The following is a 26,383-nucleotide window of genomic DNA, read 5'->3' on the forward strand; positions in this document are numbered from 1 at the left end:
GGTTGCCAGGTGTCCTGCAAGCGGCGTGCCGCCGTGGCTCAGGGCAGGGTGGCCGGCGGGCGCTCGCCCAGGCCGGGCTCGGGGCTGGCGGCGGCCTCGTCGATCTCCATGCGGTTACGCCCGCCGTGCTTGGCCCGGTAGAGCGCCGCGTCGGTGCGGGCGAGCAGTTGGCCCACCGTCTCGCCCTCGCGGTACCAGGCCACGCCCATCGAGCAGGTCACCTCCAGCACGATGTCGTCCACCGCGTAGGGCGTGCCGCAGATCGCGTCGTGGATCGTGCGCAGGCGCCCGTGCGCCAGCGGCGACAGGCCGGGCATCACCGCCAGCAGTTCCTCGCCGCCGTAGCGGCCGACCTGGTCGCTGCCGCGCAGGCAAGCATCCAGGCGGCGGCCCACGCGCGCCAGCACCGCGTCACCGGCCAGGTGGCCGTAGACGTCGTTGATCTGCTTGAAGTAGTCCAGGTCGATCAGCACCACCGCCAGCGGCTCGCCGTCGCGGCGCGCCTGCGCCAGGCACACCGCCATCGCCTCCAGGATGCCGGTGCGGTTGAGCAGGCCGGTGAGGTCGTCGCGCGTGGCCTTGATCGCCAGGCTGGCGCGCGCGGCTTCCAGTTCCTGTTTCTCGCGCTGCAGTTCGTGGGTACGCTCGTCCACCAGGCGCTCCAGCTCGCGCTCGCGCGCCAGCAGCCGGCTTACCCGCCAGCGCAGCAGGCCCAGCACGGCGGCGAAGGCGAGCAGCACGTACACCAGGATCGCCAGCGGGCTGCGCCACCACGGCGGCAGCACGTCCACGGCGAACTGCACGATGTTGCTGAGCTGGCGCTGGCGCAGGTCTTCGGCCTGCACCTCCAGCGTGTAGTGGCCCGGCGCCAGGATCGGGTAGACGAGGTGGTCCTGCGCGGTGCTGATCCACGCGCCGGCGTGATCGTTGATGCGGTAGCGGAACACCACCCGGTCGCTGCCGCCGGCCGCGCCGGGCGTGGAGAGGTCGATGTCCAGCGGCTGCTCGGACCACAGCAGCGCGCTGCCCGGCAGCACCGGCTGGTCGCCCCGGCGCACGCGCGCGATTTCCAGCTTCAGCGGGCGCGGGGCGAACAGCGCGGCCGGGTCGAAGATGCGGCTCAGGCCGCGGCTGGAGCCGATCCACACCGCGCCGTCATGGTCTTCGAAGAAGGCGTTGGCCGAGGTGTCGTCCCACAGCAGGCCTTCGGCCTGGGTGACGCGGATCCAGCGGCCGTCGCGCAGCAGGTCCAGGCCCTGGCTGCTGCCCAGCCACAACCAGCCGCGGCTGTCGTGGCGCAGGATGAAGGGCATGATCCGCGAGACGAGCGGGTCGTCCACGCGCGTGACGGACAGGCGGTTGGCGGCCTCGTCCATGCGTCCCTGCCACAGGCCGGCATCGTTGAGCGACAGCCAGATCCCGCCGTCCGGGGCGAGGGAGATCCGCGAGAAATCCTGGCTCGGCAGCGCGCCGACCACTTCCACCCGGCGCCAATGGCCTTCCACGCGCCGGTACAGACCGGCGCTGGAGGTGAGCCATAGACGGCCGGCGGCGTCGATGCGCGCATCGTCGAACGAGCTCACCGGCAGCTCGCGTTCGCGCACGGGGCGCTCGCTGCCCGGCGCCAGCGCATAGACGCCGCGCCCGGTGACGATCCACAGCACGCCCTCGCGGTCGAACAGCACCACGCGCACGCCGGCCGGTACTTCGGCGACATCGCGCGTGCTGCCGTCGAGCGGATCGCGGCGCGCGATGGCGCCGGAGGAGCGGCCGAGCCACACCGCGCCATCGGGCGCGGTGGTCAGGCTGGTGGTCTGCTGCAGGGGCCGGCCGTCGGCCAGCGTCCAGGGCCCCATGCGGCGCGATGCCGGATCGAGCTGGTTGCTGCCGGCATCGCCGCCGACCAGCAGTTCGCCCTGCGGCGTGCGCAGGATCGCCCAGGTCGGCGCGGCGGCCAGGCCCTGGCTTTCGTCCCAATGCTCGATGCGGTCGTAGGCCAGCCAGCGCTGCACGCCCAGGCCGCGCGTGCCGATCCAGAAGCGCCCATCGCGCTGCACCAGGATCGGCCCCACCAACGGGGTGATGTCCACGCCCTGGCTGCGCGAGAACAGCCGCCAGCGGTCGCCTTCCCAGCGCACCAGCCCGGTGTTGGCGCGCGTCACCACGCGGCCGCGGGGGTCCAGCGCCAGGTTGGTGGCGCCGGACAACATGGTGAAGCCGCCGCCGACCGGCGCGGGATGTTCGATGAAGCGCGTGCGGCCCGGCGGCAGCGACAGCACGTGGTCGCCCCCGCGCACCCACAGCGTGCCGTCGCGGGCGCGCAGGATCGCCTGCAGGCGCTCGCCCGGCAGCCCCTGCGCCGGGCCGAACGGCGTGATGCGGCCATCGTGTTCGATGCGGCACAGCTGCGTGCCGCAGGCGACCCACAAGCGCTCGCCTTCGGCCATGAGCGCCTCGCCCATCGGCGGCAGCGCATGGCCCTCCCAGCGCAGCGGGATCGGCCGGACCTGCCAGCCGTTCTCGTCCGGGCTGATGCGCAGCAACTGGTGATGGCTGATGGCCACCACGCCGTCGTCCTGCGCCACCAGTGTGTTGCCGTTGTCCAGCTGCAGCGGGCGGCCTTGCCACTGCACGCTCTCGAAGCGCGAGGCGCGGCGCACGTACAGGCCGTTGGAGGTGCCCACCCACAAGCGGCCGGCGCTGTCCTCGGTGATGGCGCGCACGTAGATGCTGCTGATCCCGGCTTCCTCGCCCACCACGTGGAAGCGCTCGCGTTCGTACCGGTGCAGGCCCAGTTCGGTACCCGCCCAGACCACGCCCTGGCGATCCTCGTAGAGCGCGCTGACCGACAGGCCCTGCAGGCCCTCGGCCTGCGCGTAGGCGCGGAAGCTGTAGTTCTGCGCCGCCGCCGGGAAGGCCAGCCCGGCAAGCGCGCACAGCCACGCCGCGGCGTGGATCACGGCCGCGAGGCGAGCGACAAGCGTGTGCGGCGAGGTGGCCACGTGACTGCGAAGACTCCCCGGAACCGGCGAACCCTCTCCCGGGGCTCGTCCGCTACAGGTATCGGCCGCCGCGCGCGGAACTGTAGCGGCGGCCATGTGGGTCAGCGGGTGAGTTGCCGCGCCGCGTCGAAGCTGGCGTCGAACAGCCGCTGCACCGGCGGCCCCATCTCGTTGGCCAGCGTGGCCAGCAGCACCAGTCCCAGCAACACCGACACCGGCAGGCCGAGCTGGATGGGGTTGAGCGCCGGCGCCGCCTTGGCCAGCGCGCCGAAGGCCAGGTTCACCGCCAGCATCGCCACGATCATCGGCAATGCCAGCGTGAGCCCGCCGCGCAGCACCTGCAGGAAGAAGGTGGGCGCCACTTCGGCGAACGCATGCGGGTCGGGCAGGGCGGCCCCGATCGGAATGGCCTTGTAGCTGTCCACGATCAGCGCGATCAGCGCCAGGTGCCCGTTGGCGACGAAGAACAGCAGCCCGAAACTGAGGTAGAACCACTGCGCGATGACGCCGGAGGTGACGCCGCGCAGCGGATCGGACATCTGCGCGAACGACAGGCCCGTACTCTGGGAAATCATCTCGCCGGCCAGCGCCCCGGCCTCGAAGACCAGCTTGAGCATGAAGCCGATGCTCACGCCGATCGCCAGCTCGCGCGCGACGGTCAGCACCACCGCGGCATCGAAGCCGTTCCAGGCCGGCACGGGCGGCAGGATGGGGGCCAGCGCCATGGCCAGGGTGCCGGCGATGGTGACTCGGATGCGCTTGGGCACGGCCTTGGTGCCGACCAGCGGCATCGCGGTCAGGACGGCGCCGATGCGCAGCATCGTCCACAGCACCGCGCCGACCATCGCGAACGCGCGCTGGCCGTCGATCACCATCTGGGTGGCGGCATCCACGGCGTCGCTAGCCGATGAGGTGGGGAATGCGCTGGAACAGCATGGTCGTGTACTCGACCAGGTGCGCCAGCAGCATGCTGCCGGTGGCGAACAGCACGGCGGTCAGCGCCACGGCCTTGGCGATGAAGGCGATGGTGGGTTCGTTGATCTGCGTGGCGGCCTGGATGACGCCGATGACGACACCGACCACCAGCACGGCCAACAGGATGGGGCCGGCCAGCCAGAGGACGGTGACCAGTCCGCCGCGCAGTTCGGTGAGGGCGATTTCGGGGCTCATGGGCTGGCAGATGCAATCGCTATGCCAGCGAACCAGTGTCAATCGCTTGTCATCGCATGCGCGGGTAGGGCCGGAGCATTACCATCGGCCAGGCGGATGTAGCGCACATTGAGTGAAATCACTTCTTCGTAGCGGATCACGAAATAATCGCCTTCAATCCGGTAGAAGCGCGCCGCTTCCGGCTCGTGGGCTTCCTTGTCCAAGCTCTTGTCGGCGGATAGAGGGCGACGCTCAACGCCTTCCAAAACCAATCGATCAAGTTTTCCATCCGAATCGAAGTAGTAGTCCTCAAGCGTGCCAACATAGAGCACGGGCTCACCGGCAACATTGATGACAGCTGCGACCGAAATGAGGTCCGGTACATCTTCCTTGGCGAAATCCGCTCCACTGAGCAGGTAATACCAGGGAGCGCGACGAAATCTGAATAGCCAAGCCAACCGTGAATCGGATCGATCCCACCGATGACGGGTGATTTGCCAGCGAAGTATTGGGGTAGCCACCACGGCAGCCAGCAGCTGGGTTCCGAAGTACCACGCAATCTGAGCTGCCTCGGACTGTGCAGCTGCGACGGCCTCGGATTGCAACGCCGGACTGGAGGACAACAATCCGAGCAGCAGTCCGAGGTCCAAATATCGATGCGCAAGGGCGCAAGCCAGCAGCCATATCGCATGTAAGGCGGCTGCCCAGACTAATCCCTCGACCACGATGGCGCCGAACGGCGAGTAGTCCAGCTTTTCGCTTTCGGCGAGTTTGATCTGCGAACGCGCGATGAATCCCGGAAGGACGATCAGGAAGACGATGAGCGCCGGAAGTGCGACGTTCATCGCTTAGTGTCCGCGATATCAGGAAGCCTTTGCGACGAACCGTGGCGTAAGTTCGAGCTCGTGGCCATTGTCGTCCCTGACCTTGATCACGACTTCGGGTTTGTTCGCCTTGAACTCGCCAGTCGTTAGAAACTTCCTCAATTGTTCCCGTCCCTTGGCATCGGCCAAGACTTTCTTCGCCAGCGGACTCTTGAGCGCTTTCATGGCTTTGAATATGGCACGAAGCCCAAGGGCTTTCAAGGCGTGCCAGGGCACACCGCGGTTTGTCGTCACACCGCGTTGAAGCTCGCCGCCAGCGTGCCCACCACCAGCACCCAGCCGTCCACCAGCACGAACAGCAGGATCTTGAACGGCGCAGACACCAGCATGGGCGAGAGCATCATCATGCCCATCGACATCAGCACGCTGGCCACCACCAGGTCGATGATCACGAACGGGATGAAGATCAAAAAGCCGATCTCGAAGGCCGTCTTCAGCTCGCTGGTGACGAAGGAGGCGACCAGCACCGGGAACGGCACCGCATCCGGGCCGGCGTACTTGCCGTCGCCGGCCATGCCGGCGAAGGTCATCAGGTCGGTCTCGCGCACCTGCGCCAGCATGAAGGCGCGCAGCGGCTGCGTGGTCAGCGTCCAGGCGGTCTGGAAGTCGATCTGGTTGTTGAGGTAGGGCTGCAGGCCGCTGCTCCACATCTTCTGCCACACCGGCATCATCACCAGCGCGGTGAGGAACATCGCCAGCCCCACCAGGATCTGGTTGGACGGCGTCTGGCCGGTGCCCAGCGCCTGGCGCAGCAGGCCCAGCACGATGGTGATGCGGGTGAAGGCGGTGAGCACCAGCAGCATCGACGGCAGCAGGGTGATGGCCGTCATCAGCAACAGGGTTTGCAGCGGCAGGCTCACCGGCTGCTCGCCGATGCGGCCCACGGTGACGTTCGGCAGCGCCGGCAACTGGCTGCTGCCGCCCACGGGCGCCGCGGCCGGGGCGGCGGCCGCTTCGATGTTCACCGGGGCGGCGGCCGGCGCGGCGAAGGCGAACGCGGGGCACAGCGCGAGCAGCAGGATCAACAGCAGGCGCAACGCGCGGGCGGTACGGAACGGCAGCATGTTCATCGGTCCTTGCGCAGCTTCTGGGCGAGCAGCTGGGCGAAATCGGGCAGTTTCTTCAGGTCGGGCAGGGTCGGCGGCGGCGGGGCCGGCAGCGGGGCGTCGAGGCGGTGCAGGGTGTTGATGCCGCCGGCGGTCACGCCGAGCAGCAACTGCTCTCCGCCTACCTCCACCACCACCACGCGCTCCTTGGCGCCGAGCGGCAGGCTGGCGACCACCTTCAGGCCGGCGGCCGGGCGGAAGCCGCTGCCGGGCATGCGCTTGAGCAGCCAGCCCAGGCCCACGATCAGCCCCAGCACCAGCAGCAGCGCGAACACCGCGCCGAACAGGCCCGGCGAGCTCGGCGCGTGGTTGCCGACCTGCTGCGCGCCGGGCGCGGCCGCCTGCGCGGCGGTGGCCAGCGCGAGCGCGATCAGGCTCAACGCAGTCTCCGGATGCGCTCGCTCGGGCTGACCACGTCGGTCAGGCGGATGCCGAAGCGGTCATTGATCACCACCACCTCGCCGTGCGCGATGAGGGTGCCGTTGACGTAGACGTCCAGCGGCTCGCCGGCGCCGCGCTCCAGTTCCACCACCGAGCCCTGGTTGAGCTGCAGCAGGTTGCGGATCGGGATGCGCGCGCGGCCCACTTCCAGCGACAGCGTCACCGGCACGTCGAGGATGACGTCCAGGTTGAGGTCGGCGGCGGCGTGTTGTTCCTCGGCCAGCAGCTGTTCGAACTGGGCGGCCTGGGCGATTTCTTCTTCGGTCATCATGGCAGCAGGTCCTGCGCTTTGCGCAAAGTCGGGGTGCCGGGCGGTTGCACGGCGGTGATCTTGATGGCGTTCTTGCCGTTGGCGATGCCGAATTCGCCGGTGAACAGCGGGATGTTCTCCACGCACAGCGGCACCTGCGCCGGCAGCTCGATCGGCAGCACGTCGCCGACCTTCAGGTGGGTCAACTGGCGCAGGCTCACGCGCCGGGAGGCCAGCACGCTGGAGAGCGTCACTTCGGCCACGTTGAGCTGCTCGCGCAGCATCACGTTCCAGCTTTCGTCGCGGTCGTTGCGGTCGCTCTGGATGCCGGCATCGAGCAGCTCGCGGATCGGCTCGAGCATCGAGTACGGCAGGGTGACGTGGATTTCCCCGCCGCCGCCTTCCAGTTCGACGTGGAAGCGGCACACCACCACGTATTCGCGCGGGGTCACGATGTTGGCGAAGTGCGGGTTGATCTCCGAGTTGAGGTATTCGAAGTCCACGTCCATCACCGGCGCCCACGCTTCCTTGAGGTCGGCGAAGGTCTGCTTGAGCAGCAGCTGGATCACCCGCATCTCGGTGGCGGTGAACTCGCGGCCCTCGATGCGCGTGGGGTAGCGGCCGTCGCCGCCGAAGAAGTTGTCCACCACGGTGAACACCAGCGTCGGCTCGAACACGATCAGCCCGGTGCCGCGCAGCGGCTTGAAGCGGATCAGGTTCAGGTTGGTCGGCACGTACAGCGAGTGCATGTACTCGTTGAACTTGATGAGGTCGATGCCGCGCACGGACAGGTCGGCCGAGCGGCGGATCAGGTTGAACAGGCCGATGCGCCACAGGCGCGCGAAGCGCTCGTTGACCATCTCCAGCGTGGGCATGCGGCCGCGGATGATGCGGTCCTGGCTGGCGAGGTCGTAGTTGCGCGCCTCGCCGGGCGCCGCGGCGGCCGGGGCGGTATCGACCGCGCCCGAATCCACGCCGTGGAGCAGGGCATCGATCTCGTCCTGGGAAAGCAGGTCGTTGACGCTCATCGGCGTGCCTTACTGGGTCACGAAGCTGGTGAACAGCAGTTCGTCGGCGCTCTTGCTGCCGGTCTCGGCGCGCATGAGCTTCTGCACTTCGGCCAGCGAGGTGGCCTGCAGCTTCTCCTTGCCCGCGCGGTCGGCGATCTCGGCCGGCTGCACCTGCGAGAACAGCATCAGCAGGCGGGCGCGGATGGCCGGCGCGTTGGCTTCGAGGTTCTTCAGCGCGATCGGGTCGCGCGTCATCAGCTGCACTTCCACCTGCAGGTAGCGCGGGCCGTCCACGGGGCCGTTGAGGTTGACCACGAACGGCGGCTCCATGGCGAAGTACTGCGCCGGGGCGGGGAGGGCGCTGGTCGCCGGGGCGGCCTTGGCGGCCTCGGCCTTCTCGGACTTGTCGTGCCCGGTGAAATACCAGGCCGCGCCACCGGCGGCCGCGGCGGCCACCACGGCCACGACGGCGATCAGCGCGATGGGCTTGCCGGCCTTCTTTTCCTTGGCTTCGGCTTTCTTGTTCTTGTCGGCGGCAGCGGCCACGGGGAAACTCCAATGAAACGGGCTGCTGGCTGAGATGCAACGCCCGTGCCATTGGCGCGGTGGCGGTTTTCCGGCGGGCTTGGGGCCTGGGGTCGGGCAGGGGTTGGCCGGCTCGTCGGGGATACCCGCGCCAACGGCGTCGGCCGCGACAGGTTTCCGGCGGTGCGGGTGGCGGGTGCGGGGTGGCGGCGGGCGACGCGCCTACGACGGGCGCCGCCGCTCATGCGGGCGAATCATCGGCCGGCGCCCCGCGGCGGCGCGGGGCCTGCCGTCAGGCGTAGGCGTCGAGCAGGCCGCGGGCGCGCAGGACCGAAGCCGGCACCACCACGCTGGCCGCGTCCTCGCCCGTGCCTTCGGCCGGGCCGTCGAAACCGGCGCTCGCACCGGCCTCCTGGCGCTGGCCCTGCTGCTGCGCACCCACGTCGGCGTGCGCCAGCTGGAACCCGTGCTCGCCGAGCATGTCGCGCAGCCGCGGCAGGCTCTGTTCGAGCGCCTGCCGGGTTTCGACGTGGCTGGCGGTGAAGCTGGCATGGACCTTGTCGCCGTCCATCTGCAGGCGCACCTCGACCGGGCCCAGGTCGTTGGGGGTGATCTTGATGTGCGCGTGGCCGATCTTCTGCTCGGCCAGCCAGGTCAGGCGCGTGCCGACCGCCTCGTCGAAACCGTCGCCGTGCAGGTCCGGTGTCGGCGTCGGGCTGGCGCTGAAGACCGCGGCGGCGTCCTGCGGCCGGGTGCTGGCGCTGGCCGCGTGCGGCAGGTTCGGCAGCACGAAGGTGGGGGTGTCGATGGCCGGCGCGTCGCCGTCCGCCGTCGCCGTGGCGGCGGTGGCGCCGCCGGTCAACGCGGTGGCGGCCAGGGCGGCGAGGGCGGCGGCTTCGTCGGCGCTGGCGTTGGGCGCGGTGGCGGCCGCAGCCGCCAGGCCCGGCAGCGCGATGGCGCCCGTGGGCGCCGCGCCCGGCACGGCGGCCGCGGGCGCGGCAGCGTCGGGCTGCGGCAATCCGGACAGCAGCGCGGTGCCGGCATGGGCGGTGGCGGCGCTGGCGAGTGCGGGCATGTCGGGCACGGTCGTCGTGGCGGTGGCGGGCTGCAGCAGCATCAGGCCGAAGCCGCCCAGGCCCGGCGGCGGCCAGGCGCCGGCGTCGTGCCCGTCGGTGTCGGCGCTTTCGCCGGTCTCGGCCAAGGCCGGGGCAGCTTCGGTGCCTTCGGGCGTCTCGGCCTGTCCGGTTGGGGTCGTCTTCTGGCTGGCGCCGGCTTCGGCACGCTGGGTGCGGGACTGCGTCGGATCCTGGCCCTGCGTCCGCTTGCCTTCTTCCTGCCCGGCGCGGTCGTCGTCCTGGCGCGGGCGGCTGTCCTCGCGCTTGGCCGTCTGGCTGCGGGCGGCCTGCGGCGGCGGGGCGGCCTGCGAGGGCGACGGGCTGTTGAGCATGCTGGCGAAGCTGCCGCGCTGGGTGCCGGCATCGTCCTGCGCGGCGTCGTCGCGCGAGACGAAGCTTTCGTCCTTCAGGCCCGCGGCGCGGCCGGCGCCGTTGAAGATCGACAACGGATTCAAGCGTCTTCTCCCGGCTCGGCGGCCAGTTGCGCCTGGCGCGCGCGGCGCGCGCCGAGGTCGTCCATCTCGCGCTGGTCGCGGCGTTCCACCACTTGGCGTTCCTGCGCGCGATAGCTGGCGGCCAGCTGCTCGAGCACCTGCTTCTCGCGGCTGGCCAGCAGCAGGCGCGCGCGCTCGGCTTCCACGCGGGCGCGGTTCTGGTCGACGGTGCGCATCTGCTGCTCCACCGCGCTGTCCAGGCGGTCGAGGAAGGCGCGCCGGTTGCTCAGCTGCGCCGGGCTGGTGGCGGCCATCTGGCTGCCGGCATATTCCTCGGCATAGCGGCGCAGCTCCTCCAGGCGGGAGACGTGCGTGTCCAGGTTGCGCTGGCGCTCGGCCAGGTCACGGGCCACTTCGTCCTCGTGTTCCTGGGCGCGGCGCAGCAACGGGTCGATCCGGCGGGATTGCATCATGGTTCGGTGCCTGTAGGGATCGGGGCGGCCGCCGTGCGGCGGCCACGGGAAAAGCAGGAGAACGGCTTATCCATGCGCGGCCTCCGTTTCGACCAGGCGCTTGAGCGCGGCCTGGCTGTGCGGCAGGTCGGCGGCCTTGGCCACGTCCTGGCCAAGGAATTCGAGGATTTCCGGCCAGCGCTCCAGCGCCTCGTCGGTGACCGGATCGTTGCCGCGCTGGTAGGCGCCGATGGCGATCAGGTCGCGGTTGGCCGAGTACGCCGACACCAGCCGCTTGAGCTTGCGGATGCGCATGCGCCACGGTTCGTCGGCGATGTCCTGCACCACGCGGCTGACCGACGATTCCACGTCGATGGCCGGATACAGGCCGCTGTCGGCGACCCGGCGCGAGAGCAGGATGTGGCCGTCGAGGATCGCGCGCGCGGCATCGGCGATGGGGTCCTGCGGGTCGTCGCCCTCGGTGAGCACGGTGTAGAACGCGGTGATCGAGCCGCGCCCGGCGGCGCCGTTGCCTGCGCGCTCCACCAGCGCGGGCAGCTTGGCGAACACGCTCGGCGGATAGCCGCGGGTGGTCGGCGGTTCGCCCACCGACAGGCCGATCTCGCGCTGCGCTTGCGCGAAGCGGGTCAACGAATCCATCAGCAGCAGCACGTTCAGGCCCTGGTCGCGGAACCACTCGGCGATCGCGGTGGCGCGGTAGGCACCATGCAGGCGCGCCAGCGGCGGTCGGTCGGCCGGGCTGGCGACGACCACTGCACGGCGCAGGCCTTCCTCGCCCAGCGTGGTCTCGACGAAATCGCGCACTTCGCGGCCGCGTTCGCCGATCAGCCCGACCACGATCACGTCGGCGGCGGTATAGCGGGTCATCATGCCCAGCAGCGTGGACTTGCCCACGCCCGAGCCGGCGAACAGGCCCACGCGCTGGCCGCGGCCGATGGGCAACAGCGCGTTGATCGCGCGCACACCCACGTCCAGCGGCATGGTGATCGGTTCGCGCGCCAGCGGGTTGATCGACACGCCGGCCATCGAGGTGCTGCCTTCGCCGCGGATCGGCCCCTTGCCGTCCAGCGGCACGCCGTCGCTGTCGATGACGCGGCCCAGCAGGCCTTCGCCCACTTCCACGCCGCCGCGGCGCCGCGAGGGCACCACGCGCGCGTTCGGTAACAGGCCGTGCAGCTCGGCGCTGGGCATCAAATAGGTACGTTCGCCGGCGAAACCGACGACCTCGGCGTCGACCCAGCCGCCGTCCACCACTTCAACCTTGCAGGTCGCGCCCATCGGCGCTTCGCAGCCGACCGCTTCCAGGGTCAGGCCCACCGCGCGGCGCAGGATGCCTTCGCGGATCAGGCCGCGGCCATTGGCCGCATCCAGCCCGAGCGCGCCCAGCCGCGTGGCCAGGCGCAGGTCGCGCGCGGCGCTCCATTCGGCGGGCAGGGCGGTGGGGAGCAGCTGCGCGTTCACAGGCCGGCCCCCGCCTTGCGCATCACCGTTTCCAGCGCGGCGCGCAGGCGCGCCTCCAGCGTGCCGTCGATACGCACGCTTTCGGCGTGCACGCGCAGGTCGCCGCGGCTCAGGCCGGGGTCGGCGGTGAGCCGGGTGCCCGACATCAGCGACAGCAGCGGGGTGAGGGCGGCGATGTCGTCCGGGTGCAGGCGCACTTCCACGTCGCGGCTGCTGCCGCCGACGGCGTCCACCGCCTCGCTGACCAGGTCCGAGAGCAGCACCGGGTCGGCCTCGTAGGCGCGGCCGACCAGGCTGCCGGCGATGCGCACGGCCAGCTCGCCGAGCGCGCCGACCACCTCGTTTTCGAGGCGCGCGAGCGGACGGCTGAAATTGTCCAGGATGCCTTCGATCTGCGCGGTCAACCGGCGCACCTCGGCCTGGCCCTGGGCGAAGCCTTCGGCATGGCCGCGCTCGAAGCCTTCCTGCCGCGCGGCCTCCTGGATCGCCTGGATTTCCTGCAGCGTCGGCGGCTTGGGCGGCGGCGGGGCCTCCTCGACCGGCGCGTGCGCCGCCTCGGCGGTGACCACGTCCAGCGACGGGGCCAGCCAGCGCACCACGTCCTCGCCGAGGATGGCGCTCATACCATCGCCTCCGAGCCGCCGCCGCCGAGCACGATGGTGCCCTCGTCAGCCAGCCGGCGCACGATGGTGAGGATTTCCTTCTGCGCCGCTTCCACGTCGGACAGGCGCACCGGGCCGCGCGCTTCCATGTCTTCGAGCAGGATCTCGGCCGCGCGCTGGGACATGTTGCGGGTGATCTTCTCGCGCACCTTCACGTCGGCGCCGCGCAGCGCCAGGCCCAGCTTCTCGCCGGACACCTCGCGCAGCAGGGTCTGGATCTCGCGGTCTTCCAGCTCGATCAGGTTGTCGAACACGAACATCTGGTCCTGGATCTTGCTGGCCAGTTCCGAATCGACCTTGCCGATCGCCTGCAGCACGCCCTGGTCCTGCCCGGTGTCGAGGAAGTTGAGGATGTTGGCCGCGCACTTCACCCCGCCCAGGCTGGACGATTTCAGGTTCTGGTTGCCGGCGAACTGGCGCTCCATGATCTCGTTGAGCTCGCTCAGCGCATTGGGCGGGATGCCGTCCAGCGTGGCGATGCGCAGCAGCACGTCGGCGCGCGTGCGCTCGGGCAGGTTCTTCAGCGCTTCGGCGGCCTGGTCGCTGTCCAGGTGCGCCATCACGATGGCGATGATCTGCGGGTGTTCGTTGCGCACCAGGTCGGCCACCGCGCGCGGGTCCATCCACTTGAGCGTGTCCAGGCCGGTGGTGTTGCGGCCGAGCAGGATGCGGTCGATCAGGCCCGAGGCCTTCTCTGCGCCCAGCGCCTGGATCAGCACGTTGCGGATGTAGTCGTCGGCGCCCACGCCCAGCGAGGTCTTGCCGGCCAGTTCGCCGTTGAACTCGTCCATCACCTTCTCGACCTGCTCGCGGCTCACCCCGCTCATGGTCGCCATGGCGATGCCGATCTTCTGCACCTCCTTGGGGTCCATGTGCTTGAGCACCTCGGCCGCGTCGGCCTCGCCGAGCGAGAGCAGCAGCACGGCGGCGCGCTGCACGCCGTTGAGCGGGGGCATGTCAGGCTTCACTGGCCACCCATCCCTTCACGACCTGCGCCACGCGCTTGGAATCGGCTTTCACCGCTTCGCGCGCCTGGCGCAGGCGGTCTTCATAGGCGTCGGAGGGCAGGGCGATCGCCGGCCGGCGGTCGATGCCCAGCTGCGCGGTGTCTTCCTCCAGCCCCGGCAGCAGTTCGTTCTGTTCGTCGAGCATGCGCAGGTCCGCGTTGTGCGGCGCGCCCGGCTCGTCCTTGCGGCGGCGCGCGGCCGGGGCCGGGCCGGTGATCGAGCGCAGCGCCGGGCGCAGCACGCCGAACAGCAGCGCCAGCACCACCACCGCGCCGAGCAGCAGGCGCGCGGCATCTCGCACGCGCGGATCTTCCCACCACTTCGGGCCGGCCTCGGCGTCGGGCGTCTCGCGCACGAACGGGGCGTTCATCACCGACACGGTGTCGCCGCGCTCGGCGTCGAAGCCCACCGCCTGCTTCACCAGCGATTCGACCTTGGTCAGTTCGGCCGCGCTCAGCGCCTGCTCGGTGACCTTGCCCTTGGCATCGGGGCGCGGCACGTGGTCCACCAGCACCGCCACGCTGACGCGCTTGATGCGGCCGGCCGGCTGGCGGGTGTGCTGCAACGTGCGGTCCAGCTCGTAGTTGCGCGTGGCGCTCTTGGCGTTCTCGGTCGGGGTGGCGGCCACGGCCTGCTGCGCGTTGGCGGCATTCGGCGCGGCGCCGTTGGCGCCCGGCGCGGCGGCGGCCGGCGGGGTCGGCTGGCCTGGGTTGGCGGCGCCGGGCGGGGTGTTGCTGGTCGCGCCGGGCACGCCCTGCGGGCCGGCGGTGCTGGTGCTGTTCTCGCTGACCTGCTCGCTGCGCAGCTTCGGCGGCTCGCCGTTGAACAGCTCGCGCGCTTCCTCGATCACCGAGAAATCCATGTCCACGCTGACTTCCGGGTTGACGCGGCCGGCGCCGGTCAGCGGCTCGAGCAGTTCGCGGATGCGCTGGTTGTACGCGCTTTCCTGGCGGCGGACCTGGTCGAACTGCGCGGCGTTGAGCGCCGCGTCGCTGTTCGGGTCGGCGATGGTGAGCATGCGCCCGCTCTGGTCGACCACGGTGACGCGCTCCGGCGCCAGGTCCGGGATCGAGGAGGCCACCAGGTGCACGATGGCATCGACCTGGTTGCGCTCCAGCGTCTGCCCGCCGCGCAGTTCCAGTACCACCGAGGCGCTGGCGACTTCGCGCTGGCGGGTGAAGGCGCTGGGCTTGGGGATGGCCAGGTGCACGCGCGCGTCGCGCACCGGGCGCAGCGTGGTGATGGTACGCACCAGTTCGGTTTCCAGCGCGTGCTGGTAGCGCGCGTTCTCCACGAACTGGCTGACGCCGAAGCCCGGGTCGCGTTCCATCAGCTCGAAGCCCAGGCGCCCGCTGTCGGTGAGGCCGGAGCCGGCGAGCTTGAGCCGCGCATCGTGCAGGTTGGCCTCCGGCACGGTGATGCCGCCGGTAGCCGGGTCGATCTTGAAGGGGATGTTGGCCGCGCGCAGCAGGTCGGTGGCCTCGGCGGTGGCCTTCTCGTCCAGGCCGGTGTACAGCGCGGTGTAGCCGGGCTTCTGCGACCAGAAGAACACCGCCAGGCCGGCGGCCACGGCGAGGGCGATCATCGCCATCAGGCCCAGGCGGCGGGTGATCTGCAGGCTCTGGATGCGGTCGAACCAGCCGCCGGCCTTGTCGGCGCCCTGGGCGAAGCTGTCCTTGGTGAGTGCGAGTGCCATCCGTTCTTACCCTTACAGCGGCATGTTCATCACGTCCTGGTAGGCCTGGACGAGACGGTTGCGGACTTCCACGGTGGCGCGGAAGGCGATCTGGGACTGCTGGGAGGCGACCATCACGCGCGCCAGGTCGGCGCTGGGGTCGCCCATTTCGAAGGCCTTGGCCAGCGCGCCGGATTTCTGCTGCGCCTCGTTGACGCCGGACAGCGCCCCGCGCAGCGTTTCGCTGAAGCTGGCGCCCTGCGCGCCGCTGGCCGCTTGGCTGCCGGCCAGGCCTTGCAGCGCGGTGGACTGGCCGACATCGGCCGCCGGCCCCAGCGACGCCGAGCCCATCTGGCTCTGGTAGCTGCGGATCTGCGACAGGATGGAGGTGATGGAATCGCTCATGGGAACGGCCCGGACGACGGTCACCGTTCACGATGCAATCGGTGTGCCAAAGCGCCGCCGGTTTTCTGGCGGGATGCCCGGGGCTAGGGCAGCCAGGCCCCGCGCCAGTCGTCCAGGCCTGCGCCGGCCAGCATCCAGTCCTGCCACACCGCCGCGCGCAGGGCGTCGCCGGCGGCCGCGCGGGCGTCGGCGTCGGCCAGTTGCTCGCGGATCGCCGCCACCCAGTCGCGATGCCGGTTGCGCACCCGCGTCACCGGCAGGTCGCCGCGGTAGGGCTCGATGTCGCTGGCCACCACCGGGATCGCGCAGGCGCCGTATTCGAGCAGGCGCAGGTTGCTCTTGCAGGCGTTGAAGCGGTTGTCCTCGAGCGGGGCGATGGCGAGGTCCAGGTCGAGCCGCGCCAGCACGCGCGGGTAGCGGTCCATGCCGACGCCGGGATGGAATTCGCGCACGTAGGGTTGCAGCGCGTCCGGGCACAGGCCCATGAAGACCCAGTCCACCTCGTCGGCGAGGCTGCGCACGACGTCGGCGATCATCTCCAGGTCGCCGGCATGGCTCACGCCGCCGGCCCAGCCCACGCGCGGGCGCGGGCCCGTGTTGCGACGCGGCCCCGGCAGCGAGCGCCACATGGCTGGCGGCAGGCGATTGGCCGCGATGCGGATGTCCGGGTGCATGCCCGCCAGCGCCTCGGCCAGCGCCGGCGTCGACACCACCAACCGGTCAACCCGGGCGAAGGCGCGACGCAACGATTTCACGATATCCGGCGGCAACTGCGCCCGGTGCACGCTCTTCAGCGGCAGGTTCGGCAGGTAGTCGTCCAGTTCGTAGATCTTCAGCGCGCGATGGAAGCGGCCCACGCGCGCCATCACGTCCAGCTGCGCTTGCCCGACCTGCCGCTGCCACACCACCACGTCCGGATCCAGGCGCGTCATCTCGATCGCGTCCAGCAGGCGCGCGTGGTAAGCGCCGTCGGCCAGGCCCGCCGCGCGCAGGGCCGCCAAGGGCTGCATCACCCGGTACTCGCCGCTGCCGGCGGCGTCGGCCGGATGCGCCAGCACCTTCGGCAGCGGCCGCCAGGGCAGCGGCTGCCAGGAGAAATCGGATTCGTCGAGCCGGAACCCGCCGGGCTGGTCCAGCCGCAGTGCGGGGTGATGAGCGGGGTCGTGCGCCAGTTGCGGCAGCCAACGGGTGAGCAGCGCATCGCGCGCCTCGCCTTCCAGGGCCGCCGGCACGTCGGCGTGCAGCAACAGCGCGTGCGGGGTCCATATGTTGCGAAGGCCGCGCGCGCGCAGCCGCAGGCAGAGGTCGATATCGGCGCCCGCGTCGCCGAAGGTGTCCGCATCGAAGCCGCCGAGCGATTCGAACAACTCGCGGCGCAGCATCAGGCAGTGGCCCGCCACCGCGCTGTAGCCCTGCGCGACCTGCAAGCGCCCCAGGTAGCCGGGCGAAGCCATCGCCTCTCCCAGGAATGCACGCCCTCCACCCGGCCACACGCCCGGCAGGACGCCCCCATGGGTGATCCGGCCATCGGCGGCGACGGTGCGCGCGCCCACCGCGCCCACGTCGCCGCGTAGCGCATGCTGCACCAGTTCGCCCAGCCAGCCCGGTTCGAGCGCGGCCAGCGCGTCGTCGACAAACAACAGCAGTTCGCCCGTGGCCTGCGAGGCGGCGAGGTTGCGCGCCTGCGCGGGCGGCACCGCCTCCGCCAGCGCGAACACGCGCAGGCGGGCATCCCCCAGGGCGCCTACCTGGTCGAGCCAGGCGCGGGCCTCGGCATCGGCGCTGGCGTTGTCGAGCAGGATGAGTTCGTAGTCGTTATAGGCCGTCTTCTCCAGCATGCTCATCACGCAGCGTTGCAGCTGCGGCAGCCGGTCGCCGGCCACCAGCACGATGGACACGCGCGGCGTGTGCGCGTGCAGGTACTCGATGCGATAGCGGCCCGGCGCCGTCGCTTCAAGCCGGGCAGGCTGGCCAGTCCGCTGGAGGTAATCGCCGATCGCCGCCGCCCAGGCGGCATCGTCGGGCGAGGGCGCTTCGTACTCCAGCACGGGCTCGGGAAAATGACGAGCCTGCGCCGCCGAGCCGTCGCGCAGCATCGACAGCACCGGGGCAAGTTCCGGCAGCACGCCGTCGCCATAGCCGCCGGCGGCGCGCAGCACTTCGCGGCGGAACACCCAATGCCGCGCCATCAACGCGGGATGATGCAGCAGCAGGTCCTTGTCCAGGTCGGGCCGCAGGGCGGGCAGCGGATCTTCCGTGCCTTGGCGGAGCCAGCCGTCGACATACAGCGCGGGCGCATCGCCGGCGTCCATCAGCGCCACGCACAGCGCCATGCGCCCGGCGGCGCGGAACGTCGTGCCCGCGTCCACGCGCAGTATCCAGTCGGCCTCCCATGCGGCCAGCGCATCGGGATCGAGCGCGGCCCCTTCCACCTCGCGGACGGACACCCCCGCATACAACGGCGCGGACGAGTCCAGGCTGGCCCGCGTTCGCGCGCGCGCGGCCGGGTCCGCGCCGCAGATCAGTACCCCGAGGCGAGGCGGACCCTGGACATCGAGCCGTGCCTGCAGCAGCGGGATCTGCGCGGTGGGCAGCGTGCGCCGCGCCTGCCAGTCGTGCAACTGCCAGCGCGATTGCGACACCTGCAACGCCTGCTGCAGCGCCGCCGGCAGGTCGATCGGTTGGAAGTCGCCGCCTTGCAGGGGCGCCATTCTCACGATGCCGGTATCGTGGCCTTCCCCCGCGTGCCAGCCCAGCGACACGATGGCCTGGCGCAGGTCGTCGTGCCCGCGCTCGCCGATGCCCGGCTTGTCGCGGCCCACCTGGCTGAACTGCTCCCGCGAGATGCGAAAGGACACCCGCGGCCGCGCCAGCATCGCCAGCGTCGCGTCCTTCAACAGCTTCACGTACAGCGCCAGGTCGGCGACCCAGGTGATGCGCACGCCATCGAGCACGCCCAATTGCTCGCCGAAAGGCAGCAGCGCGCCGCGCCGGCACAGCACCGCGCTCGGCTCGCCGATGAAGTTCACCGTGTGGTCGGCAAGGAAGGACACCAGGTCGTTGCCATCCACGCGCAGGTCATCGCGCGCGGGAAAGCTGGTGGCCAGTTCGTCGGCGAGCGGGCGTCCCGCCTCGTCGATGAGGCGGCGGCGCGAGGCGACCAGCGCGATCTCCGGCGCGGCGGCCATGGCGGCGACCATGGCGTCGATGCAATCGGCGTCCAGCACGTCGTCGTCGTGCAGGAACTTGATGAATTCGCCCTGCGCCAGCGCGATGCCGCGCGCCGTGCTGCGCGTTTCCCACAGCCGCTCGGGATTGCGCGAATAGCGCACCGGGAAGTCCACCCGCGCGGCGAACGCGGCCACCTGCTGCTCGATCCGCGCATCCAGCGAGTCGTCGCACACCACCAGCTCCAGCGGGCGGTAGGTCTGCGCGGCGACGCTTTCCAGCGCCTGCGCGATGAAGCGCGGCTTGTAGGCCGGCATCACCACGCTGACCAGCCCGGCGATCTCGTCGCGGCGGTTGCCGTCGCTCATGCCGTTGCCCCGGCCAGGACCGCGTGCAGACGTTCGACCACCCTGCGGGCATTGGCGTCGTCGTCGTGGCGGAAGAACAGCCGTCGCGCGGCCTCGTAGCGTTCGCCGGCAGGCGGACTGCCGGCACCCAGCGCGGCGTCCAGCGCCTGCAGTAGCCCGTCGAAATCGGTGGTCACCGGCCCGGGAAACGCGAGATCCATGTCGTACAGCAGCCCGTTCTGGTGTTGGCGGTAGTGGTCCAGGTCCCAGGCAAAGCTGATGACCGGAAGGCGCAGGTAGAGGGCATCGATGTAGACCGACGAATAATCGGTGAGCACCAGGCTCGCTTCGCGCAGCAGCGGGGCGATCTCCTCGTGCTGCGCATGGCCCAGGTCGATCAGCACCTCGTCATGGTGCTCGGGCGCGAAGGGGGCGGGCGCGTTGCGCAGGTAGTGGCCGCGCACGCCCAGCACCGCGCCGTGCGCGCGCAGCAGCGCCTTGAGCCGGGCCACCTCCCCATCGTCGAAGCGGCGCACCGCCGTGCCGGTGACGTGCGCGTCCCGGTAGGTGGGGGCATACAGCACCAGCCGACGGCCGCGCGTGGCCGCGCGCAGCGTCGCCAGCGCTTCGCGCTGGTAACGCGGCAGGGCCGCTTCGGGCTGGCGCAGGAAGTCGTTGCGCGGCAGGCCGGTGATCCAGACATTGTCCGGCGGGATCGGGTGGAAGATGGCGCTCATCGCGTAGCCGTCCACGTCCGAGGAGGCAATCAGCCCGGCGTAGTGGCGCCGCTCCTGGCGGCGGAAGGCATCGCGGTCGCCGTGCGCGCGCTGCCGCGGGTGCGCCAGCGCGAACAGCCGTTTGAGCGGAATGCCATGCCACAGGTTGACCACCACGCGCCGGCGCAGCAGCGGGCGCGGTGCGACGTAGCTGCCATCCCGGCACTGCAGCGACATGTCCAGCGAGGTCGAATTGGTCAGCAGCAGCACGCGGCACCGCGCCAACGCCCACAGGCCGGCCGGGCTGGCCAGCGGCAGCACCACCGTGTTGCGGGCGTCCTCCAGGTGCAGCCGCGCTCCGCTGGCGCGTACGAACACGCACTTGCGCAGGGCCGGGTCCGCCTTGACCTGCTCGAAAACCGCGCGCGAATTCTCGATGAACTGGCCGGGCTTGAGCGGATGGGTGAAGAAGGCCCAGTGATCCCCGCGCTTCGGCACCAGCAGGTCGAGCAGGCGCCAAAGCGCGAGCAGGCCGCGGGCCAGCCAGGCCGGCAGCCGCGAACCGGCGACCGGCGTGGCCGCCGCCGGTGTCATGCCGCGCGGACCCGCGCCGGTGCCAGCAGCAGGTCGCAGATGCGGTCCACTTCCTCGTCGCGGAGCGCGGGGTGGATCGGCAGGCACAGCACCTTGCGCGCGATCGACTGCGCCACGGGCAGCAAGGCCGGCGCGGCCGAAGGCAGGCCGCGATACATCGGGAACTCGCTGATGAGCGGATAGAAGTAACGCCGCACCAGGATGTCGTTGCCTCGCAGCATTTGGTAGAGCTCGTCGCGGCCGAGCGCGAACTCGTCCTCCACGAGGATGGGGAAGTAGGAGTGGTTGCGCTGCACGTCTTCGGGCACGCGCGTGCAACGCAGGCCGGGCACGCCGGCAAGGCGGCGGCGGTAGAGCGCGTCGATCTCCGCCCGGCGCGCCAGCGCCTGGTCGATATGCTTGAGCTGCAGCAGCCCCATGGCGGCGTTGATTTCGCTCATTTTCCCGTTGATGCCCGGCGCCACCACGGTGACTTCGTCGACGAAGCCGAAGTTCTTCAGGTGGTCGATGCGCTGCTTGGTGCGGGCGTCCGGGCAGATGATCGCGCCCCCTTCGAAGGTGTTGTAGACCTTGGTGGCGTGGAAGCTGAGCACCGACAGGTCGCCATGGCGCAGGATGCTCCCGCCGCCATCGCGCACGGCGAAGGCGTGCGCGGCATCGTAGATGACCTTCAGGTTGTAGTTCTCGGCGATGCGCTCGATCGCCGCCACGTCGCACGGGGTGCCGTAGCAGTGCACCGGCATGATCGCGGTGGTCTGCGGGGTGATGGCCGCCTCGATCTTGGCCGGGTCGAGGTTGAAGGTCACCGGGTCGATGTCCACGAACACCGGCTTGAGGCCGTTCCACAACAGCGAATGGCCGGTGGCGACGAACGAGTACGGCGTGGTGATGACCTCGCCGGTGACCCGCAGCGCCTGTAGCGCGGTGACCAGGGCCAGCGTGCCATTGGCGAACAGCGCGATGTGGTGCACGCCCAGGTAATCCGCCAGCGCCTTCTCCAGGGCCTGGTGCATGCCGCCACCGTTGGTGAGGATGCGGCTGTCCCAGATGCGCTGCAGGTAGGGGATGAACTCCTCCAAAGGAGGCAGCAGCGGGCTGGTGACGGGGATGGGCCTGTTCTTCTTCATCGCGTTCGCCTCCGGGACGGCTTCAGTCCTGCAAGCCACGTGCCGGAACCGCGCCGGTCGCCTGGCGCGGCGCCGTCGCGGTGCCGTCGGCACGCAGTGCCATCCCGCCGGCCTCGGGCAGGTAGAGCAGGGTGGCGTGGGGCCCGGACTGGGCCGGTTGCCGGGCCCAGCCCTCGGGGAACAGGGTGGGGCCGATCCGGTAGTGGCCTTCGCCGGCCGCGCAGCGGTAGTGCAGGATCACCCCGTACAGGGCGCCGGGGCGCAGGCCGGCGTCGGCTAGGTCCAGCCCGTAGAGGTGGCGGTAGGGTTCGGGATGGCCGGCCGGATGCAGGCCGATGGGCGCCCCGCCATCGATCGGATGCAGTTCGAACCGGACCTCGCAATCGCGCACGATGAGGTCGTGCAGGTGGAGTTCGAGCGTCAATCGGCTGCCTTCCAGCGTCGCCCCGGCGAGGCGGAAGAAGCCGGGCAGGGGGAAGTGCAGCCGCATGACCTCGCGCGGGATGCCGATCTCGGCATTGTCCAGGAACGGGGTCTGCCAGTAGCAGGCGCCGTCGATCTCGGTCAGCCAGCCCCGGTCGGCCCCGATGCCGAGCAGGAAGCACAGGCCTTCGATCTCCCCGCGGCGGATCAGTTCCAGGTATAGCCAGCGCCGCGCACCGAGGCTGCGGTAGTCGAGATCGCCGAACAACACCAGCAACTGCTGCACGCCGGCCACGAAGGCCTCGCGCATGCGCGGCGATCCGACGATGCCGGCCGCGGCATGCAACGCGCGATGCAGGTTGGTCAGCGCGATCGCCCGGCGGTATGCCTCCCCGCCCGGAATACCCTCGAACTGCTGCCATTCCAGCGCGACCGAGCGCATCCGGTCGGCGAAATTGTCGGCCTCGCGCAGGCGCTGGGTGATCGAGGCCTCCGCACCCGGGGGACGCGTGCGCCACAGGTACACCAGTTCGGGGATGATCGCCGTGCAGCGGCTCAGGAAGTAGGCGCGGTGCACGAACGGCCGGTCGGCATAGAGCAGGCCGGGCTCCATGCCCAGCCCATGGGCGCGCAGGAAGTCGGTGCGGAAGACCTTGTTCCAGTAGAAGCCATCGTCGATCAGCTCGGGGAACTCGCTGACCGAATGCACGACGCGGCGCTGGGCCCACACGAACGGCTCGTGCAGGAAGGCGGTGGACGAGAGCACGCCCTCGCTCAGGCGGGCCGCGCGGCCGATCGCGATGTCCGCGGCGGCGCCTTGTGCCGCTTCCACCAGCAGGCGGTAGGCATCCGGCGGCACCACGTCGTCCGAATCCACCAGCGCCACGTACTGGCCGCGCGCCAGCGAGATGCCCAGGTTGCCGGACACCGCGCCGCCCTCGCGGGTCTTGGTGATGCAGCGCACGTTCGGATGCGCGGCCTCGTAGCGCCGGCAAATGGCCCAGCTGTCGTCGCTGCTGCCGTCGTCGATGGCGATGATCTCGATGTCCGGCAGCGTCTGCGCCAGCAGCGAGTCGAAGCACTCGGCCAGATACTCGGCGGTGTTGTAGACCAGTACGACGACGGAGAGCAGGGGCTGCATGGGGCGGTCCGTGGGATCAGGCGCGGCCGTCGAGCAACTGCTCGATCGCGTCCAGGTCGAACACCGGCATGCCGTGCCGGGCGTGTACGTCCTGGCGTTCGGAGAACGCATCGTCGATGAAGATCGCACCGCCTTCCAGGCCGCGCGCGTCGATGGCCGCGCTCTTGGGCGAGCCATCGGTCAGGTGGACGATGTCCTCGAACAGGGCGGCGTGGATGTGGTGTGCGTCCAGGGTGGCGCGCGGGCAGCGCGCATGGCGGGTCAACAGCACGATTGACTTGCCGTCGTCGCGCCATTGGTAGAGCAGCGCCATCAAGGTCGGGTTGACGCGGCCGCGGAGCAGCAGGGTGTCGTCCAGGTCCAGGTACACGCGGCGATAGGACAGCGTGCTGCGGAAACGGCTGTGCAGGGCACGATCCATGTCGATCGGAAAGTCCTGCGCCAGCACCTGGAACGGGCGACCCAGGTGGGCATACAGGCCCAGCAGCGGATAGTTGACGCCACGCTGGCGCGTGAGGGCCATCGAACCGGCGATGCGCGGCGCCACTTCCAGCAGCTTCGGCACGCCGTGGACATCGCGGCGTGCCTGGAAAAACCAGGCGCCGCGCAGGCGCAGGTCGTCGGCGATCGCCTCGGCCATCGCCTGCAGCGCCGCGTCGGCCGGGGCAGGCGCGGTCCGCACCGCGATGCCGTTGCGGATGCGCTCGCGCCGCCGCGGCGCGGCGTGCAGCAGGCGGCCATCGGCGTCGGAGATGCAGTCGACGGTGTATTCCTCGCCGGGCAGGTACTCGGCGAAGACGTAGTCGATGCCACTGTCCAGCAGTTGGCGATGGCGCGCCGCGTCATCCACGCGTTCGGCCCCCTGGCTTCCCTGGCCGACGGCCGGCTTGGCGAAGATCGGATACGCATCGGCCAGCCCGTCCACGCGGCGCGGCACGAAGCCCAGGTGTTGCAGGCGGTTGTAGGTGAGGTGCTTGTCGCGGCAGATCCGCGCGATGCGCGCCGGGGGGACGGTGGCCTGGGCCCGCAGCGCGGGGCCGGCCTCGGCCAGCAGCGGAATGACGCTGTCGTGGGCCGGCATCACCACGTCGATGTCCCATTCGGCAATCAACGCGTTGAGCGCGGCCAGCAGCGCGGGTGCGTCGGCGCTGTCGGCCTGGATGCGGCGGTAACGCGCGTAGACGAATTCCCCGTGGTCGTCGACCGACGATGCGCCGTGCAGGCGCACGTCCTTGCAGGCGCGCAGCGCCGCATGGATTTCCAGCCCGATCTCCGAACCGCACGGGAACACCAATACGTTCATGCGCGCGCTCCGAACACCTGTTCGATGACCCGCGCGGTGGCCCCGGCGTGCCGCTCGCAGAAGCGTGCCCGGAACGCCGCATAGCGCTCGGCATGCGCCGCGGTGATCGCGGGCAGGTCGTGCAGGTGGGCGATCAGTTCGTCGGTATCGCGCGACACCGGGCCGGGCAGGTCGCCGGGGACGTCGAGGTAGAAGCCACGGATGCGCTCGGCGTAGTGGTCCAGGTCGTAGCAGAAAAACAGGATCGGACGCCCGGTGACGGCGAAATCGAAGAACACCGACGAGTAGTCGGTGATCAGGATGTCGCTGACGCGACACAGCTCGGTCACGTCGTCGCGCGCCGATACGTCGATCACGTTGTCGGGCAACTGCGCCGAGTCCAGCTGCGCGGCCACGAGATGATGGGTTTTCAGCAGCAGCACCTGGTCGGGGGCCAGTGCGGCGGACACCCGCGCCAGGTCCAGCTGCAGGTCGAAGCCGAAGCGCCATGCGCCGATCGGCTGGTCATCGCGCCAGGTCGGTGCGTAGAGCAGGTATCGCCGGTCCTGCGGCAAGCCGAGTGCGCGCAGCGCGGCGGCGCGCGCGTCGGGGTGCTCGAACGGAACATGCAGGGCATCGGCCAGGGGATAGCCGGCCTCCATCACCGGGCCGTCGTAGCCGAACGCGCGCGGCAGGATCTGGCTGGAGAACGCATTCGCACTGAGCAGCACGCTCCAACTGGCCGCCTCGCGCCGCAGGTTGTCGCGCGCGTCCGCTTCCGGTCCGGCCACCTCGATGTCGTAGCCCAGGCGCTTGAGCGGGGTGCCGTGCCAGGTCTGCAGGTAGACCGTCTCCGGCTTGCGGCCGTGCACGGGGAACAGCACGTTGTTGACGCGGTACTTCGCCTGCGCCAGCACACGGTAGTACTCCGCCGAGCCCCGGCGCACGCGCGGCGGATTGCCCGGGATCGTCTCGTTGCCCTGGTAGGCCCATACGCATTGCAGATCCGGGCGTGCCGGGTGCAGTGCCTCGTAGAGGTAGCGGGGGTTGCCGGCGTAGGTCTTGCCCAGGAAGCTTTCGAACAGCACCAGGTCCTCGCGCAGTGGCAGCTCGTGCAGCCATCGCGGAAAGTTGGCGCGCGCGTTCTCGTCGGCCATCACGCGGGCGTGCTGGTCGCGTGGCGCGCTGTAGAGCACGAGCGATTCGGCGCTGTCGCTGAGGTAGGCCGACAGCCCGTGCTCTCCCAGCCGGGTGGAGAAGAAGTGGCGTTCGCCCTGTTGCGGCCTCGCGCGCAACGGTTCGTCGCGGTCGCCGGCGGCCAGGCGGACATCCCACCGCACGGCCTGGGCGGCGAGCAGCTGCTCCACCGATACCCGTGCGCGCAAGGCATCGCCCACGCGCTCGGTGTGGGCAACCAGCGCGCGCTCGCGTCCGCGTCCGCGCGGCTGCAGGCGCAACCCGTCCGCCGCGGCGCAGGGGCCGCGCATGTCCAGCCGCAGCGTGGATTCGCCCTCCAGCGCGATGTCCAGCTCGGCCGCGTTCATCGGCGCGCCGCGCTCGCGGCCAGCGCCAGCGGCGCGGCGGGCGCGCCCTGGCGGATCATCGTCTTGAGCAACGTGCTGGAAATGGCCTCGGTGCGCGGCAGGTAGCGCACCTGGCAATAGGCGGCCAGTTCGTCGAAATGACCGCTCCAGTCCGAGCCCATGACCAGCAGGTCCGCGCCGAGGCGGCGGATGTCGTCGGCCTTCTGCGCCCAGGTCTCCTCGGGGAAGACGTCATCGACGTAGCGCACGGCCCGCAGCACGGCTTCGCGATCGGCGTAGCACTGGGTCGACTGCTTGTTCTTGAGGGCATTGAACGCGTCGCTGGAAAGACCCACGACCAGCCGATCACCGAGCGCGCGCGCCCGGCTCAGCAGGTTGATGTGACCCACATGGAGCAGGTCGAAGGTGCCATAGGTCAGGACGAGGGCCATCGCAGGCTCCC

The 26,383-nt window shown here is 70.4% G+C and carries 24 protein-coding genes; all 24 read right to left on the minus strand.

The features are described from left to right. Positions 1-38: 38 nt before the first annotated feature. Positions 39-2,960 carry a diguanylate cyclase gene (locus tag P6166_RS14215; RefSeq protein WP_277765103.1) on the minus strand — a complete coding sequence of 974 codons (2,922 nt, stop codon included), beginning with the start codon at positions 2,958-2,960 and terminating at the stop codon, positions 39-41. A gap of 143 nt (positions 2,961-3,103) precedes the next feature. Further along, the gene (gene fliR, locus P6166_RS14220) at positions 3,104-3,895 is read right to left on the minus strand and encodes a flagellar biosynthetic protein FliR (protein ID WP_277765104.1); all 792 of its coding nucleotides are present in this window, start codon (positions 3,893-3,895) and stop codon (positions 3,104-3,106) included. Positions 3,896-3,902: 7 nt separating this feature from the next. Beyond that, positions 3,903-4,172, minus strand: a complete 270-nt coding sequence (locus tag P6166_RS14225) for a flagellar biosynthetic protein FliQ (RefSeq protein WP_057647119.1) — start codon at positions 4,170-4,172, stop codon at positions 3,903-3,905. Positions 4,173-4,210: 38 nt separating this feature from the next. Next, entirely contained in the window at positions 4,211-4,996 is a 786-nt protein-coding gene (locus P6166_RS14230; RefSeq protein WP_277765105.1) for a hypothetical protein, read from the minus strand. Positions 4,997-5,014: 18 nt separating this feature from the next. After that, the gene (locus tag P6166_RS14235; protein ID WP_277765106.1) at positions 5,015-5,200 is read right to left on the minus strand and encodes a hypothetical protein; all 186 of its coding nucleotides are present in this window, start codon (positions 5,198-5,200) and stop codon (positions 5,015-5,017) included. A gap of 65 nt (positions 5,201-5,265) precedes the next feature. After that, positions 5,266-6,105, minus strand: a complete 840-nt coding sequence (gene fliP, locus P6166_RS14240) for a flagellar type III secretion system pore protein FliP (RefSeq protein WP_277765107.1) — start codon at positions 6,103-6,105, stop codon at positions 5,266-5,268. Next, positions 6,102-6,515 (minus strand): flagellar biosynthetic protein FliO, encoded by a 414-nt coding sequence (gene fliO / locus P6166_RS14245; protein ID WP_277765132.1) that lies wholly within the window; start codon positions 6,513-6,515, stop codon positions 6,102-6,104. Before fliO ends, fliP begins: the two co-directional genes overlap by 4 nt. A gap of 2 nt (positions 6,516-6,517) precedes the next feature. Then, the gene (gene fliN / locus P6166_RS14250; protein ID WP_130320106.1) at positions 6,518-6,850 is read right to left on the minus strand and encodes a flagellar motor switch protein FliN; all 333 of its coding nucleotides are present in this window, start codon (positions 6,848-6,850) and stop codon (positions 6,518-6,520) included. Beyond that, positions 6,850-7,860 carry a flagellar motor switch protein FliM gene (gene fliM / locus P6166_RS14255; RefSeq protein ID WP_277765108.1) on the minus strand — a complete coding sequence of 337 codons (1,011 nt, stop codon included), beginning with the start codon at positions 7,858-7,860 and terminating at the stop codon, positions 6,850-6,852. Before fliM ends, fliN begins: the two co-directional genes overlap by 1 nt. 9 nt (positions 7,861-7,869) lie before the next feature. Further along, positions 7,870-8,388 (minus strand): flagellar basal body-associated FliL family protein, encoded by a 519-nt coding sequence (locus tag P6166_RS14260; protein ID WP_277765109.1) that lies wholly within the window; start codon positions 8,386-8,388, stop codon positions 7,870-7,872. A gap of 271 nt (positions 8,389-8,659) precedes the next feature. Further along, positions 8,660-9,937, minus strand: coding sequence for a flagellar hook-length control protein FliK (locus tag P6166_RS14265; protein ID WP_277765110.1), 1,278 nt, complete (start codon positions 9,935-9,937; stop codon positions 8,660-8,662). Next, a complete protein-coding gene (gene fliJ, locus P6166_RS14270) occupies positions 9,934-10,389 on the minus strand; it encodes a flagellar export protein FliJ (protein WP_277765111.1) in 456 nt (151 codons plus the stop codon). The genes P6166_RS14265 and fliJ overlap by 4 nt, the downstream gene beginning before the upstream one ends. A 66-nt stretch (positions 10,390-10,455) precedes the next feature. Next, positions 10,456-11,850: a FliI/YscN family ATPase gene (locus tag P6166_RS14275; protein ID WP_277765112.1), complete on the minus strand. Its 1,395-nt coding sequence runs from the start codon at positions 11,848-11,850 to the stop codon at positions 10,456-10,458. Beyond that, positions 11,847-12,473, minus strand: a complete 627-nt coding sequence (locus P6166_RS14280; protein WP_277765113.1) for a FliH/SctL family protein — start codon at positions 12,471-12,473, stop codon at positions 11,847-11,849. The genes P6166_RS14275 and P6166_RS14280 overlap by 4 nt, the downstream gene beginning before the upstream one ends. Further along, positions 12,470-13,468, minus strand: coding sequence for a flagellar motor switch protein FliG (fliG, locus tag P6166_RS14285; RefSeq protein WP_277765114.1), 999 nt, complete (start codon positions 13,466-13,468; stop codon positions 12,470-12,472). Before fliG ends, P6166_RS14280 begins: the two co-directional genes overlap by 4 nt. A 1-nt stretch (position 13,469) precedes the next feature. Continuing rightward, positions 13,470-15,215 carry a flagellar basal-body MS-ring/collar protein FliF gene (gene fliF / locus P6166_RS14290; protein WP_277765115.1) on the minus strand — a complete coding sequence of 582 codons (1,746 nt, stop codon included), beginning with the start codon at positions 15,213-15,215 and terminating at the stop codon, positions 13,470-13,472. 12 nt (positions 15,216-15,227) lie between these two features. Then, a complete protein-coding gene (gene fliE, locus P6166_RS14295; protein ID WP_277765116.1) occupies positions 15,228-15,599 on the minus strand; it encodes a flagellar hook-basal body complex protein FliE in 372 nt (123 codons plus the stop codon). Between the two features lie 83 nt (positions 15,600-15,682). Next, entirely contained in the window at positions 15,683-19,084 is a 3,402-nt protein-coding gene (locus P6166_RS14300) for a glycosyltransferase (protein ID WP_277765133.1), read from the minus strand. Positions 19,085-19,131: 47 nt separating this feature from the next. Continuing rightward, the gene (locus P6166_RS14305; RefSeq protein WP_277765117.1) at positions 19,132-20,424 is read right to left on the minus strand and encodes a CDP-glycerol glycerophosphotransferase family protein; all 1,293 of its coding nucleotides are present in this window, start codon (positions 20,422-20,424) and stop codon (positions 19,132-19,134) included. Further along, complete coding sequence (locus P6166_RS14310; RefSeq protein ID WP_277765118.1) at positions 20,421-21,551, minus strand: DegT/DnrJ/EryC1/StrS family aminotransferase; 1,131 nt, start codon at positions 21,549-21,551, stop codon at positions 20,421-20,423. The genes P6166_RS14305 and P6166_RS14310 overlap by 4 nt, the downstream gene beginning before the upstream one ends. Before the next feature lie 22 nt (positions 21,552-21,573). Then, positions 21,574-23,115, minus strand: coding sequence for a glycosyltransferase (locus P6166_RS14315; protein ID WP_277765119.1), 1,542 nt, complete (start codon positions 23,113-23,115; stop codon positions 21,574-21,576). 16 nt (positions 23,116-23,131) lie between these two features. Then, positions 23,132-24,418, minus strand: a complete 1,287-nt coding sequence (locus P6166_RS14320) for an ATP-grasp domain-containing protein (RefSeq protein WP_277765120.1) — start codon at positions 24,416-24,418, stop codon at positions 23,132-23,134. Next, positions 24,415-25,941: a CDP-glycerol glycerophosphotransferase family protein gene (locus P6166_RS14325; RefSeq protein ID WP_277765121.1), complete on the minus strand. Its 1,527-nt coding sequence runs from the start codon at positions 25,939-25,941 to the stop codon at positions 24,415-24,417. Before P6166_RS14325 ends, P6166_RS14320 begins: the two co-directional genes overlap by 4 nt. Continuing rightward, on the minus strand, positions 25,938-26,372 hold the full coding sequence (locus tag P6166_RS14330) for an adenylyltransferase/cytidyltransferase family protein (protein WP_277765122.1): 435 nt from the start codon (positions 26,370-26,372) through the stop codon (positions 25,938-25,940). Before P6166_RS14330 ends, P6166_RS14325 begins: the two co-directional genes overlap by 4 nt. Positions 26,373-26,383 lie beyond the last annotated feature (11 nt).

Origin of the sequence: Stenotrophomonas sp. HITSZ_GD (genome assembly GCF_029543105.1) — a bacterium.
GTDB lineage: Bacteria > Pseudomonadota > Gammaproteobacteria > Xanthomonadales > Xanthomonadaceae > Stenotrophomonas_A.